13 protein-coding genes are annotated in these 13,093 nt (G+C 68.7%); 8 read left to right on the forward strand and 5 right to left on the reverse strand.

The features are described 5' to 3' along the window. Positions 1–29: 29 nt before the first annotated feature. A complete protein-coding gene (locus BSP_RS00905; protein WP_152948987.1) occupies positions 30–836 on the reverse strand; it encodes a response regulator in 807 nt (268 codons plus the stop codon). Between the two features lie 201 nt (positions 837–1,037). Here BSP_RS00905 and BSP_RS00910 point away from each other — a divergent pair, with 201 nt between their 5' ends. From BSP_RS00910 to BSP_RS00930, 5 genes are all read left to right on the forward strand, one after another. Continuing rightward, positions 1,038–1,241, forward strand: coding sequence for a NepR family anti-sigma factor (locus BSP_RS00910; protein WP_054764057.1), 204 nt, complete (start codon positions 1,038–1,040; stop codon positions 1,239–1,241). Next, positions 1,238–1,849, forward strand: a complete 612-nt coding sequence (locus tag BSP_RS00915; protein ID WP_054764058.1) for a sigma-70 family RNA polymerase sigma factor — start codon at positions 1,238–1,240, stop codon at positions 1,847–1,849. Before BSP_RS00910 ends, BSP_RS00915 begins: the two co-directional genes overlap by 4 nt. A gap of 6 nt (positions 1,850–1,855) precedes the next feature. Further along, entirely contained in the window at positions 1,856–3,628 is a 1,773-nt protein-coding gene (locus tag BSP_RS00920) for a sensor histidine kinase (RefSeq protein WP_370513367.1), read from the forward strand. A gap of 83 nt (positions 3,629–3,711) precedes the next feature. Then, positions 3,712–3,849 (forward strand): entericidin A/B family lipoprotein, encoded by a 138-nt coding sequence (locus BSP_RS00925; RefSeq protein WP_017505506.1) that lies wholly within the window; start codon positions 3,712–3,714, stop codon positions 3,847–3,849. A 103-nt stretch (positions 3,850–3,952) separates the two neighbouring features. Next, entirely contained in the window at positions 3,953–5,407 is a 1,455-nt protein-coding gene (locus BSP_RS00930; RefSeq protein ID WP_152948988.1) for an NAD-dependent succinate-semialdehyde dehydrogenase, read from the forward strand. 3 nt (positions 5,408–5,410) lie between these two features. Here the strand turns inward: BSP_RS00930 and BSP_RS00935 are convergent, their stop codons facing one another. Continuing rightward, positions 5,411–5,887, reverse strand: coding sequence for an Lrp/AsnC family transcriptional regulator (locus tag BSP_RS00935; RefSeq protein ID WP_152948989.1), 477 nt, complete (start codon positions 5,885–5,887; stop codon positions 5,411–5,413). Positions 5,888–6,031: 144 nt separating this feature from the next. Here BSP_RS00935 and ald point away from each other — a divergent pair, with 144 nt between their 5' ends. Next, positions 6,032–7,150, forward strand: a complete 1,119-nt coding sequence (gene ald / locus BSP_RS00940) for an alanine dehydrogenase (RefSeq protein WP_152948990.1) — start codon at positions 6,032–6,034, stop codon at positions 7,148–7,150. A 1-nt stretch (position 7,151) separates the two neighbouring features. On the opposite strand, the gene BSP_RS00945 is transcribed toward ald, so the two are convergent. Further along, positions 7,152–7,931, reverse strand: a complete 780-nt coding sequence (locus tag BSP_RS00945) for a hypothetical protein (RefSeq protein ID WP_152948991.1) — start codon at positions 7,929–7,931, stop codon at positions 7,152–7,154. A 110-nt stretch (positions 7,932–8,041) separates the two neighbouring features. Between BSP_RS00945 and obgE the strand changes: the two genes are divergently transcribed. Both obgE and BSP_RS00955 read left to right on the forward strand, forming a co-directional pair. After that, positions 8,042–9,088 (forward strand): GTPase ObgE, encoded by a 1,047-nt coding sequence (obgE, locus tag BSP_RS00950; RefSeq protein WP_152948992.1) that lies wholly within the window; start codon positions 8,042–8,044, stop codon positions 9,086–9,088. Positions 9,089–9,234: 146 nt separating this feature from the next. Beyond that, entirely contained in the window at positions 9,235–10,152 is a 918-nt protein-coding gene (locus BSP_RS00955; RefSeq protein ID WP_152948993.1) for a hypothetical protein, read from the forward strand. 27 nt (positions 10,153–10,179) lie between these two features. On the opposite strand, the gene BSP_RS00960 is transcribed toward BSP_RS00955, so the two are convergent. Both BSP_RS00960 and BSP_RS00965 read right to left on the reverse strand, forming a co-directional pair. Next, complete coding sequence (locus BSP_RS00960; protein WP_152948994.1) at positions 10,180–11,340, reverse strand: class V aminotransferase; 1,161 nt, start codon at positions 11,338–11,340, stop codon at positions 10,180–10,182. 37 nt (positions 11,341–11,377) lie between these two features. Beyond that, positions 11,378–13,036, reverse strand: coding sequence for a GNAT family N-acetyltransferase (locus BSP_RS00965; protein WP_152948995.1), 1,659 nt, complete (start codon positions 13,034–13,036; stop codon positions 11,378–11,380). Positions 13,037–13,093: the final 57 nt, after the last annotated feature.

Consider the following 13,093-nt stretch of genomic DNA (forward strand, 5'->3'; position numbering starts at 1 on the left):
GCCCTCGGCGGGCGCAAGGGCGTCCGAGATTAAGCCGCTTCCTTGTGGCGCGACGGATGGAAGAACAGGGCCTGGCTGATCGCCGCCTTCACCGTCTCGGGCTGGAAGGGCTTGGTGATCAGGAAGGTCGGCTCAGGCCTTTCGCCGGTCAGAAGGCGTTCGGGGAAGGCGGTGATGAAGATCACCGGCACGTCGATGTCCTTCAGGATGTCCTTGACCGCATCAATGCCGGAAGAGCCGTCGGCCAGCTGGATGTCGGCAAGAACCAGGCCGGGCTTGTGGCGAGCCACCGCCTCGACGGCCTCGTCATGGGTGGTCGCAGCCCCGGTGACGCGGTGGCCCAGTTCCTTCACCAGGCTCTGAATGTCGGCGGAGATGATGGCCTCGTCCTCGATCACCAGGACGTCGGTGGCCAGTTCGGCGTCGATGTCCGACTGGGCGTCGGCGATCAGCCGCTCGACGTCGCGGGGATCGGCCGAAAGGATCTGGGCCGCTTCCGAAGGCGTGAAGCCTTCCAGGGCCGTCAGCAGAAAGGCCTGGCGCGAGCGCGGCGCGATCCGCATCAGGCGACGCGAAGCCTCGTCGCGGCCGTCGCCCAAGGCGCCGATCTGAGAGCCGCTTTCCAACTGGGCGCCGGTCGAGGACCAGATGGCGTGGAAGACGTGATAGAGGGCGACGCGCGGCGTCATGTCCGGCGAGAGCTGCTGCTCTCCCGCAGCCAGCGCTTCGAGTGCGACCCGCACATAGTTGTCGCCGGTCGATTGATCGCCGGTGAGGGCCCGCGCATAGCGGCGGACATAGGGCAGATGCGGCGCAAGTCTGGCCAGAAGGCTCATGCTGGATAGTCCCCGACAGAGGCTGCGCGCCCGAGGATGGACGACAGCGATACAGAGGCTGAAAACGCCAAAGCCCCGATGCGGTTCCGCAGCGCTTGCGCTCTGTCGATTTTTATTACCGCATCTGAGGAACCCGGAGCCAGAGGGACCGTTAATGGACCTGCATTTCTGCACTGCAGTTGGGTGGGCGGTGTTCTGTCTATGATTGACTCTTCCGATTCCTCGCGGCGCAAGGGCGCCGGCAACACGGGGGAGGCGGGGCTCGAAGAAGCTCGCCTTCGTCAACAGGCCATCGGCGTCAAGCTGCGGCACATGTTCGACGAGGTGGTCAACGAGCCCGTGCCTGACGAATTCCTGGATATTCTGAAGCGCGCCGACGCCAAGGCGTCGGACGGTGGCGCATGAGCACGTCCCGATTGGGCGCCGCGCCCAAACCCGCCTCTGCGGATGATGAGGGCTTCAAGCGGGAACTGGTCCTGCTGATTCCGCATCTGCGCGCCTTCGCCCGCACCTTGACGGGCGATGCGACGGCCGCTGACGATCTGGCCCAGGATGCGATGATGAAGGCCTGGGACGCGCGCGCCAGCTACCAGATGGGCACCAATATGAAGGCCTGGACCTTCATGATCCTGCGCAACCAGTTCTATTCCGAGAAACGCCGATCCTGGCGTCAGTCGCAGCTGGACCAGGAGGCCGCCGAGCGGACCCTGGTGGCGGTGGACGACCCCGAGGCGCCGGTGGCGCTGGACGAGCTGAGACAGGCCCTTAAGACCCTGCCGGAAGAGCAGCGCGAAGCCCTGATCCTGGTGGGCGCCGGGGGCTTCGCCTATGAAGAGGCGGCCGAGATCTGCGGCTGCGCCGTCGGCACGGTCAAGAGCCGCGTCAGCCGGGCGCGCCGCGCGCTTCTGACCACCTTGGAAAAGGGCGGATACAGCCGCGACGGCAAGGCCGCCGGGGACGCCATGCGCACCATTCTCGGCGAGGCCGACAGGCTGGCCGGCGCGCGGTCCTGAGCCTCGGTGAACCAGGCCGCCCAATCCGACGCCCCCGCTCCGAGGCCTCGCCTGGGACGACGCTGGAATTCGGCCCGCTTCCAAGGCATTCGCTTCCGGCTGGGCACGGCCATGGCGTTGGCCCTGCTGCCCATCCTGATCCTGATCATCATCCAGACCCAGGCGGACTTCCGCCGGCAGGCGGATGATCGCCGCACCGATCTGCAACTGGCCGCCGAACGCAGCGCCGGCAGCGCCAAGGCGCGGCTGGACAGCGCCCAGGTTCTGCTGCGCGCCCTCAGCCCCGACGCCCTGGGCCCCTATTGCGCGCCACGGCTGACCGCCCTGGTCGATCGGCTGGACGGTTATGAGGGCCTCTATCGCCTCAGCCCGACGGGCGAGGCCGTCTGTTCGTCCGGTCGGCCCGAGGGATTGCGGTCGGGCGTGACGCCGGCGGCGGGCTCGACCTGGTTTCAACGGCTTCGCCGCGGCGAGGATCTGGTGGTGGTTCGCGCCCCCGTCTACGCTGGCTATCCCGCCGCCCTGATCGTCGCCATCCGGGCCGAACGGCCGATGGGCCGGTTCGACGGCGCCATGGCGGCCGTCATCCCCCTGTCGGCGCTTCAGCCGGACACTCGCGATCCGGCCCTGCCCGACCAGTCCGAAGCGGCCCTGACGGACGCCGCAGGGCGGGTGCTGCTCGCCAGCGACCCCGCCGCCTTCCGCCTGTCGGACGGGGGGGACGTCACCGGCTGGGTGGAGCGCGCGCGAGACCAGGGCTCGGCCGTCTTTGCGGGCAAGGACAGCCAGGGCCAGCGCCGCGACTACGCCGGAGCGGTTCTGGCCGGGGGCGATCTCTACGCCCTGCTCTCGGCGCCGGCGCCGGGACTTTTGTCCTGGGCGCGGCTCAATCCGATCGGCACCCTGCTGCTGCCCCTGGGCGCCTGGCTGACGGCCTTCGCCGCCGTCATGCTGTTGTCCGAGCGGATCTTCATCCGTTGGCTGGACTATCTGGAACGGATCGCCGCCCTCTATGCGCGCGGTCGCTTTTCGGTGCGGCCGCTCCAGGCCATGAACGCCCCGTCGGAAATCCGCGTCATGGCTCGGACCCTGGACGAAATGGCCGAGGCCATCACCCAGCGCGACCGGGAGCTGAACGCCTCCCTGGCCGAAAAGGACGCGCTGATGCGCGAAATCCACCACAGGGTGAAGAACAATCTGCAGATCATCTCCTCGCTTCTGTCGATGCAGCAGCGGGCCCTGACCGACGCCCCGGCCAAGGCGGCGCTGGGCGACACGCGCCAGCGGATTTCGGCCCTGGCCCTGATCTATCGCACCCTGTACCAGAGCGAGGACATCCGCCACGCCGACGCCCGCGACTTCCTGAACGAGCTGGTGGGCCAGCTCATCGCCGGCGAGGCGGTGCGCGGCCATGTGGTGGTCAGTTCGGTGGACGCCGATTCCCTCTATGTCGATCCCGACAAGCTGGCGCCCCTGGCCCTGTGGCTGGTCGAGGCCGTCAACAATGCGCAGAAGCACGCCTTCGCCGGTCGCGGCGGCGCGCTGAAGGTCCGCTTCCGGGTCTATGGCGAGACGTCCATTCTGGAAGTCGAGGACGACGGTCCGGGGGGCTCCGCCGCCGCCGAGGCTGGCGTGGGTCAGACCCTGATGGGCGCCTTCGCCAAACAGCTGCGGGGCGAGACTGAGTTCGTGGAGGCGCCGGGCGGCGGCTCCATCGCCCGCATGACCTTCGCCACGCCCGAAGCCCTGTCGCCCGCCGACCCGGCCGACAAGGCCTGAAGCCGGAGGGAACCGCCGCCGTGGCGTCGCGTTCCTAGGGCAAGACCGACAGACTCCCATGTCGGCTGAACCGGAGCCTTCTCATGCGTAAGATCTTTGTCCTGGTCGCCGCCGCCGCCGCCCTGACCACCGCCGCCTGCAACACCGTCGAAGGCGTGGGCCGCGACACCCAGGCCGCCGGCCAAGCCGTGACCGGCGCCGCCCAAGACGCCAAGAACTAAGCCGCCGCCGCCTCGCCTTCCCGACAGGCGAGCCGCATCGGACTTGCAAGGCCCCGCTTCGTCGGGGCCTTGTTCGTTTCGGGACAGCCTCAGGAGATTGATCGTGAACCAGACCGCCAAGAACGCCGGCCTCGCCCTGATGCGCCAGCACGCCCTGATCGCCGGCGAGCCGATCCCGGCGAACGGGTCAGGCATTGCGGTGGACGACCCGGCGACCGGCGAGGTGATCGGCCATGTGCCCGACCTGGGCGCCGCCGAGACGGAGGCCGCGATCCAGGCGGCGGCCGAGGCCTTTCCCGACTGGTCGCGCGGCGATCCGCACAGGCGCGCGGCCTTCCTGCGCCAGTGGGCCGCCTTGATTGATCAGAACCTCGAGGGCCTGGGCGCCCTGATGGCCCTGGAGAACGGCAAGCCCTTCGAAGAGGCCAAGGGGGAGGTGACCTACGCCAACGGCTTCATCAAATGGTTCGCCGGCGAGGCCGAGCGGCTGATCGGCGAAACCCAGGACAGCCCGCTGGGCCATCTGCTGCTGACCTATCGCGAGGCGGTGGGGCCCTGCGCCCTGATCACCCCGTGGAACTTCCCGGCTGCCATGCTGACGCGCAAGCTGGGACCGGCCTTTGCAGCGGGATGCACCGCCGTGGTCAAGCCGGCCAGCCAGACCCCGTTCACCGCCATCGCCCTGGCTGAGCTGGCCTATCAGGCCGGCCTGCCGGTCGGCGCCCTGTCGATCGTGACGGGCGAGGCGGCGGTGATCGGCAAGGCGCTGACGGACAGCCCCCTGATCCGCAAACTGTCCTTCACCGGCTCGACCGGCGTGGGCCGCAAGCTGGCCGAACAGTGCGCCCCGACCTTGAAGCGGGTGTCGATGGAGCTGGGCGGCGCCGCCCCCCTGATCGTCTTCGCCGACGCCGATCTGGACCTGGCCGTCGCCGAGACCATCAAGGGCAAGTTCAGGAACTCGGGCCAGACCTGCGTCTGCCCCAACCGGGTCTATGTCGAGCGGTCCGTCGCCGAGGCCTATGCCGAGAAGCTGGCGGCGGAGGTGGCGAAGATCAGGGTGGGCGCAGCCTTCGAAGAGGGGGTCAAGGTCGGCCCCCTGATCGAGGACAAGGCGATCGCCAAGGTCGAGAAACATGTGGCGGCGGTGAGGGCCGACGGCGGGCGAGTTCTGACCGGCGGATCGCGCCACGAACGGGGCGGGCGCTTCTTCCAGCCGACCGTGACCCTGGGCGGGGACGACGCCCTGTTCCGCAAGGAGGAGACCTTCGGCCCGATGATCCCGGTCTTCGCCTTCGACACCGAGGACGAGGCGCTGGACAAGGCCAACGCCAGCGAGTTCGGCCTGGCCTCCTATCTGTTCACCCGCGACCTGGACCGGGCCATGCGCTTCAGCCGCCGGATCGAGGCGGGCATGTGCGGGGTCAACACCGGCCTGATCTCCACCGCCGTCGCCCCGTTCGGCGGGGTCAAACAGTCCGGCTACGGCCGCGAGGGCTCGATCCACGGCATAGACGAATATGTGGATGTGAAGACCGTGACCCTGGCGTTGAGATGAGGCTCAGACCGGCAGGACCCCGCGCTTGACCACCGATCGCATGGCCACGCTGGACGAGACGCGGTGGACGCCGGGCAGGCGCGTGAGGGTCTTGGCGTGGACCCGTTCCAGATCGTCGACGTCGCGCACCACCAGCCGCAGCAGATAGTCGGCGCCCCCGGTCATCAGATAGCATTCCATCACCTCGGGCGCGGCGGCGACCGCCTGTTCGAAGGCGCTCAGCGCCGCCTCGGACTGGGACGACAGGGTGACGGTGACGAAGACGCTGATGGGCAGGCCCACGGCGCGTTCGCTGATTACGGCCGCATAATGATCGACCACCCCGGCCGCTTCGAGCGCCCGCAGCCGGCGCAGGCAGGCGCTTTCCGACAGGGCCACCTGACGGGCCAGGTCGGCGTTGGTCATGCGGCCGTCCTGCTGAAGCAGACGAAGCATCTTCCTGTCGGTTCCGTCCAGTTCGACGGCGGAAACGGTCTTCATGGGTCAACCTCTTCGCAGAAAATTCGCATGTACGGCGATCAGGCCCTGAAATGAACAGGATTCTGCGTTCGGCTCGGCGCTATATGTGCCGTCTGCGATCCGCCCAGGAGAGGCGGAAGTTTGAACCCATCACGGAGAGGCCCCATGCGAGTCGGCGTTCCCAGCGAGATCAAGAAGAACGAACACCGTGTCGGCCTGACGCCGACGGCGGTGCGCGAATATGTGGCCCACGGTCATTCGGTGTCGGTCCAGACCGGCGCCGGCCTGGGCGCCGGCTTCACCGATGCGGATTACGAGAAGGCCGGCGCGACCCTGGTCCCCGACGCGGCGACCGTCTTTGCCAACAACGACATGATCGTGAAGGTCAAGGAGCCGCAGAAGGTCGAGTGGGAGATGCTGCGCGAGGACCAGATCCTCTACACCTATCTGCACCTGGCGCCGGACCCGGAGCAGACCAAGGGCCTCCTGGCGTCGAAATGCGCGGCCGTGGCCTATGAGACCGTGACCGATGCGCGCGGCGGCCTGCCCCTGCTGGCGCCCATGTCCGAAGTCGCCGGTCGGATCGCCGTCTTCTCGGCGGCAGAGACTCTGTTGAAGCACAACGGCGGCATGGGTCTGCTGTTCTGCGGCGTGCCGGGCGTGGCGCCGGCCCGCGTGCTGGTGCTGGGCGGCGGCGTGGTCGGTCTGAACGCGGCGCGCATGGCCATGGGTCTGGGCGCCGAGGTGGTGGTGCTGGAGCGCTCGATCCCGCGCATGGCCTATATCGACGAGGTCACCAACGGCCGCGTCATCACCCGCTATTCTTCCATCGGCGCGATCGAGGAGGAGCTGGTCAAGGCCGATGTGGTGATCGGCGCCGTTCTGGTGCCCGGCGCCTCGGCGCCGAAACTGGTCAAACGCGAGCACCTGAAGACGATGAAGCCCGGCTCGGTCCTGATCGACGTGGCCATCGACCAGGGCGGCTGTTTCGAGACCTCGCACGCGACGACCCACGAAGACCCGACCTATGTGATCGACGGCGTGGTCCACTATTGCGTCGCCAACATGCCGGGCGCCGCGCCCCGCACCAGCTCCGAAGCCCTGAACAACGCCACCCTGCCCTTCGGCCTGGCCCTGGCGGATCACGGTCTGGAGGCGCTGAAAAAGGACCCGCACCTGGCGCGCGGCCTGAACGTTCTGAAGGGCGAGATCACCTATCCGGCGGTCGCCCAGGCTCTGGGCATGGACTGGAGCGATCCGTTCGGCGTCTGGGCCAAGGGCTGATCTAGACGCTTAGCGAGACGCCGGCCGCCCCCAGTTCGCGGCCGGCGGACTCGACCGCGCGCAGCGCCTCGGCGGCGGCCTGATCGGCCTCGTCCGCCTGTCGGGCCTGGGCGGGGTTTGAGCTCGCCTGCTGCTGAGCGCGCTTGGCCAGGGCCTTGATCTGGTTGGCGAGGTCGCGGACCTCCCTCAGAAAGTCGCGGTCCTCGTGTTGGGCTGCGCCGCGACGCGCCTGTTCCGCGATCCGCGCCTGGGCCTCCTCGGCCATGCGGCGATAGGGATTGGCGTCCGCCTTGGCGCCCTCGCCCGACTTTTCGTTTTCCGCCCCGGTCTCGTCAGAGCCCCGTTCGTTCTGACCCTCGGTCACCGGCGTCGTTTCAGTCGCCGTCTCGGTCGAAGGCGCGTCCTCACTCACGGCGACCTCGGCGCTCGCGTCGGAATCCGCCGGGTTTGACGCCGCCTCGCCTTGGACGGGCGCCGCCCCCACGCCGCCGCCCGCGTCGCCGCCGTACATCTTCACAGCGGCCTTCAGCTCTCGCGCCAGCTGGGCCAGCAGTTTGGGATCGGCCGAACCGCTCATTTGCAGCATGCGGATGCGGGCCTTGAGCTGATCGACCTTCTGTTTGGCGGCGGCCTTGCGCTGCGCCTTGGCGTCATCGGCGGCGGCGCTCGCGCTCTGTTTCAGGGTCTCCACGGCGGAACGGGCGGCGCGCAGCTTGGCTTCGGCGCGCTCCTGCACCTGTTTTTCCCGCTGCGCCCGACTTTCCGCCAGGACAGTCGTCATGGAGGTTGCGACCGAGACATTCATTGGAGGGAGTCTGGCGCGACAGGCTTAACACCCTCTGAATGACGGGGCGCCTCGCCCTCGCCGCCGTCTTTTGGCATAAGCCCGCGATGAAGTTCCTCGACCAGGCCAAGATCTATATCCGCTCCGGCAACGGCGGCGCGGGCTCCGTGTCGTTTCGACGCGAGAAATTCATTCCCAACGGCGGCCCCGACGGCGGCGACGGCGGCAAGGGCGGCGACGTCTGGATCGAGGCGGTCGAGGGGCTGAACACCCTGATCGACTATCGCTACCAGCAGCATTTCAAGGCCCAGACCGGCCACCACGGCCAGGGCCGCCAGATGCACGGCGGCAAGGGCGAGGACGTGGTCCTGAAGGTGCCGGTCGGCACCCAGGTGCTGGACGAAGACAAGGAGACGGTGCTGCTGGACATGGATACGCCCGGCAAGGTCGAGCTGCTGCTGAAGGGGGGCAATGGCGGCTGGGGCAATGTCCGCTTCAAGGGACCGACCAACCAGGCGCCCGCCTACGCCAACCCCGGCCAGGAGGGCCAGGAGCGTTGGGTCTGGCTGAGGCTGAAACTGATCGCCGACATCGGCCTGGCGGGCCTGCCCAATGCGGGCAAGTCCACCTTCCTGTCGGCGGCCAGCGCGGCCAAGCCCAAGATCGCCGACTATCCCTTCACCACCCTGGCGCCCAATCTGGGCATGGTGGACCTGTCGCCGACCGAACGGTTCGTCATCGCCGACATCCCCGGCCTGATCGAGGGGGCCAGCGAAGGCGCGGGCCTGGGCACCCGCTTCCTGGGCCATGTCGAACGCTCGGCCAGCCTGATCCATCTGATCGACGGGACCCAGGAGGACGTCGCCGAGGCCTACCGGATCATCCGTCACGAGCTGGAAGCCTATGGCGAGGGCCTGGCCGACAAGGCCGAAATCCTAGCGCTGAACAAGATCGACGCCCTGTCGCCTGAGGAGCGCGAAGAGAAGGCGAAGGCCCTGGAGGCGGTCGCGGGCCGCCGGCCCATGCTGGTGTCGGGCGTGTCCGGCGAGGGCGTGCCCGCCCTGCTGCGCGCCGCCTGGGCCGAGGTGAAGAAGACCCGGGGCGCCCTGGGCGGGGACAGCGAGGCGGATCAGGTCTCGGGCTGGCAGCCCTGATTGACGGCGGCCGCGCGCCCGACAGATGTGGCGCGCGCACGTCACCCTGAGATTTCGGCGATCTGGGTCTGCGTGAATGAAGCGGACAACGGTTTTCGATGCTATGCGTTAACCGTGCCAACGGTGAAGCTGGAGCACCCCGACTGATGCGTCGTTTCTTGATATGGTCGGTTCTGGCCGCCGTGGTCGGTCTGGTTTTGGCCGGGACGGGCTATTGGGCCTATTGGAACTTCTATTCGCGTTTCCAGCCCGTCACCATCACGCGCAATCAGGCCCAGATTCAGCAGCTGCTGGACGAGGCTTCCTGGGTCTCGGGCGGCGGCGGGGGCGACCCCCTCTATGTCATCGGCTATCGCGACAGCGCCTCGACCCAGCGTTACGTCCGCGAAGAGATCGACAAGCTGAAGGCGGCCGGAGTGGAGCCCCGCATCATCCTGTTCGCCCGGGCCGACCGGGAAGGCGCAGCCCAGTCCACGGCGGCCGAACGGGCCACCGTCGCCGAACTGTGGCTGACCCGCGACTGGTCGCTGTACCAGCGCTGGATCCAGACACCCGCGCGAGAATGGACGGCGGCCGGCATTCCGGCGGCCGACGGCAATCTGGCCCGCGCCGCCGTGGTCGAGGCCAGTCGTCAGTTCGACGCCCGCCTGACCGAACTGCTGAAGGACGCGGGCGTGCAGATCACCTATCCGCTGGTGCTGTGGCGGGACCGGGACGGATTCCTGAAGGCCTGCGGCTGCGCCGACAGCCGCGCCTGGCCCTTCATCCGCGACGACCTGAACGCGCCGGATCGGGTCGGGACGGCCACGCCCGATGCGGACGCCGCCTCGGCGCCTTACGGCGGTGAAACGCCCGCTCCGGGCTCCGATCCCTCCGCCCTGCCCTATCCAAACCTGCCGGCCATTCCGCCGGCGAACGCCGCGCCCGGCGCCGCTCCACAGGCTCCAGGCGCGGCGACGCCGGGCGCCCAGGGCACGGCCCCCAATGGGCAGGCCACAAACCGAACGCCGCCGCCCCGCGCCGCGCCGACGCCCAAGACCCAGGACGACAGCACCTTTTTCTGATCGGGCTCCCGCCCCTTCACGCCGCCTTCACACCGCCCGGCAGGCCGCGATCAGCCGATCCACGTCCGCGGCGTCCTGATAAAGGCCGAAGCCGAAGCGGATCACGTCGTCGCGGACGTCCGTCACCACCCCCGCCGCCAGCAGGGTCGCGCGCCACGCCTGGGCGTTGGGATGACGCAGGGCCAGGAACCGGGCGCGCGTCCCGTCGCCGACGACGGGGTTCAAAATCTCGGCCTCGCCGAAAACACCCGCCTCGCCCGCACCGACCGCCGCCTGGAACTGCAATGCCAGCGCCCGGCCGTGTTCGGCGACATCCTCCGTCGTCAGCCCCGCCTGGCTCAGCATCCCGCGGGCGGCGTTGAACCGGTACAGGGCCGAACTGTCGAAGGTGGCCCCCCAGAAACGGCCGCCGTCCGAGCGATACTGAACCCCGCCGGGCGGCCCCGACAGATCCCCGAACTCGGCGAACCAGCCGGTGATGACGGGCCTGGGGCCGAAACCGTCCGGCGCATGCAGGAAACAGGCGCCCTCGCCCGCCATGGCGTACTTATAGCCGCCGGCGACATAGAAGACCCGGCCTGCGACGCCCGACAGGTCGGTCGGCGTGGCCATGAAGCCGTGATAGCCGTCGATCAGCACCCAGGGGCCCTCCGGCCGGGCCAGCGCCGCCAAGGCCTCGATCCGGTCGAACAGCCCCCCGGTGCGGAAGAAGACATGGCTGACGACGATCCAGTCGTAGCCGCCGCCCTGAGCCGCCGCGACGAACCGCTCTGCAAAGGTCTCGAACGGGGCCAGGGCCACGCGGGTGACGACGGCCTGGCCCGCCTCCTCCCACCGGTCGGCCTGGCGACGGAACGAGTGGAACTCTCCGTCCGTCGACAGAATCCGCACGGGCCGGCGCTCGATCGCCGAAAAGACCCGCAGCAGCAGATCGTGCGTGTTGGGGGCGAAGACCAGGCTGTTCGGGTCGGGAAGCCCCAGTTCGGCCGCGACCTCCGCCTGGGCCCGGGGAATGACCTCGCCGAAGATCAGGTCCCATTTGCGATCGGCGTGCAGATTGGCGTCGAGCCAGGCCTGCTGCTGCGCCTCGAATGAGGCGTCAGGCCACAGATGGTGGCTGTGGGCGGCGAAATGCAGGCGCTCAGGCGCCAGGGACAGGGCGCGTGAAAAGAGGGCTTTGAACGACATGGGCGCACCATGACGGCTTCGACCACGAACGTCGAGATCAGCGCGCCCGCCGGAGCCCCAACATCCCCAGCCAGCCGCCGCTGGTCAGCAGGGCCACGTCCAGCAGGGCCAGGGGCAGGGGCGTGGGGACCGGCGCGGCGATGAAACGGGCCTTCCACTCCGGGCCGAACTTGCCCTTGTAGCTGCGCAGACCCTGGAAGCCGTAAAGGGCGCCGCCCTCTTCGAACACCAGGGCGCCCACGCGGGCGAAGACAGGGGCGATGCGGCGATCCTCCAGCCCCGCCAGGGGCGCCATGCCCAGGTCGAACTCGGCGATCCCCTCGGCCTTGGCCCATTGGACGCAGCGGGTGAACAGATAGTCCATGACCCCGTGCGGGGCGTCGGGCGTATAGCGCATCAGATCCACCGCCGCCTCGCCCGGCGTGACCAGAAGATTGGCGAAGGCCACGATCCGGTCGCCCTCGCGCATCACCGCCAGCGGCGTCAGGTCCAGATAGTCGATGTCGAACCGGCCCAGAGAGAAGGCCTTTTCGGCCCCGTTGTGCATGGCCAGCCAGGCGTCCGAAATGGCGCGCAGTTCGGCCTCCAGAGGCCGGGCTGACCCGGGCGGCAGGACTTCGAACCGCGCCCCTTCCCGCTCGGCCCGGTTCAGGGCCGTGCGGAGGTTCTGCTTGCCCTTGCCCTCGGTGGTGAAGGTTTCCGTGCGGATCACCGCCGTCTCCCCGACCTTGCGAAGGGCCAGGCCCATGGTCGCCAGTTCGCCCAATATGTCGTCGCCGACGGAATAGAAGACCGCCGAACCGCCGTAGCTGTCGGCCATTTCGGCGAAGGCCCAGAGCAGCTCCTGCCGCTCCGCCATCAGGCCGGCGGGTTCGCCCATGGCGATCCAGCGCCGCCCGCGCACGCGATAGGCCAGGAAGCTGCGGCCCGACGGGCTGAACAGCAGGGCCTTGTCGCCCAGCATGGCCAGCCAGGCTTCCGGGGCGGCGGCGTCGGCCGTCTCCAGCGCCTGACGCGCGCGTTCGATCTCCTCGCGCGACGCCGGGCCGTGGCTGTCGGCGCCGGGCGAACTGAGCAGAGACCGGCCTGCGACCAACAGGGTCAGCAGGGACAGGACCAGACCGGCCCGCAGGAAGCCGGAAGCCTGGCGATCGACCAGGAAACGCCACCACAGTTCGTCCGAATAGGCCACGTCCCGATAGGCGAAAAACCCCAACCACAGCATGGAGATCACCACGGCGATCAACAGCAGCAGCCAGCCCGGCCGCAGAGGCTCGCTGAGACGCGAACGCCGGTTGAAGGCCGAGCGGCACGGCGCCAGCAGGACAGCCACGAGGATCAGATCGATCGATTCCCGCCAGTCCAGCCCCTTCAACAGAGAAAAGACCGCCCCCGCCGCCAGGGCCGCCATCGCCGCCCAATAGGCGCCGCGCCTGCGCCGCCACAGGCCCGCCGACAGCAACAGCAGGATAAAGCCGGCGATGCTGGCCATGAAATGCGACAGGTCGATCAGTATGGGCGAGACGACGCCCGTCAGGAGCCGTAACCGCTCGTCGAACTCGGGCGTCACCGCCGAGATCAGCATCAGCGCCCCCGCGCCGAAGGCGAGGACGGCGAAAACCTGGGGCGTCAGCTCATAGGCCAGCCCGAGCAGCCGCCGCACGAGCCGAGGCCCATAGATGTTCTTCTGGCTCACAGAGCCCCCCGATTCGCCTTTTCCGCCCCATCATAGACCAAGACTCGTCCAACCGGG

This window comes from Brevundimonas sp. Bb-A, assembly GCF_009394735.1.
Classification (GTDB): Bacteria; Pseudomonadota; Alphaproteobacteria; order Caulobacterales; family Caulobacteraceae; genus Brevundimonas; species Brevundimonas aurantiaca.

Excerpts from the sequence above, each read along its gene's own strand:
- BSP_RS00955 (WP_152948993.1), top strand. The coding sequence starts at position 9,235 with ATGCGTCGTTTCTTGATATGGTCGGTTCTGGCCGCCGTGGTCGGTCTG.
- BSP_RS00910 (WP_054764057.1), top strand. The coding sequence starts at position 1,038 with ATGATTGACTCTTCCGATTCCTCGCGGCGCAAGGGCGCCGGCAACACG.
- BSP_RS00925 (WP_017505506.1), top strand. The coding sequence starts at position 3,712 with ATGCGTAAGATCTTTGTCCTGGTCGCCGCCGCCGCCGCCCTGACCACC.
- obgE (WP_152948992.1), top strand. The coding sequence starts at position 8,042 with ATGAAGTTCCTCGACCAGGCCAAGATCTATATCCGCTCCGGCAACGGC.
- BSP_RS00935 (WP_152948989.1), bottom strand. The coding sequence starts at position 5,887 with ATGAAGACCGTTTCCGCCGTCGAACTGGACGGAACCGACAGGAAGATG.
- BSP_RS00960 (WP_152948994.1), bottom strand. The coding sequence starts at position 11,340 with ATGTCGTTCAAAGCCCTCTTTTCACGCGCCCTGTCCCTGGCGCCTGAG.
- BSP_RS00945 (WP_152948991.1), bottom strand. The coding sequence starts at position 7,931 with ATGACGACTGTCCTGGCGGAAAGTCGGGCGCAGCGGGAAAAACAGGTG.
- BSP_RS00905 (WP_152948987.1), bottom strand. The coding sequence starts at position 836 with ATGAGCCTTCTGGCCAGACTTGCGCCGCATCTGCCCTATGTCCGCCGC.
- BSP_RS00915 (WP_054764058.1), top strand. The coding sequence starts at position 1,238 with ATGAGCACGTCCCGATTGGGCGCCGCGCCCAAACCCGCCTCTGCGGAT.
- ald (WP_152948990.1), top strand. The coding sequence starts at position 6,032 with ATGCGAGTCGGCGTTCCCAGCGAGATCAAGAAGAACGAACACCGTGTC.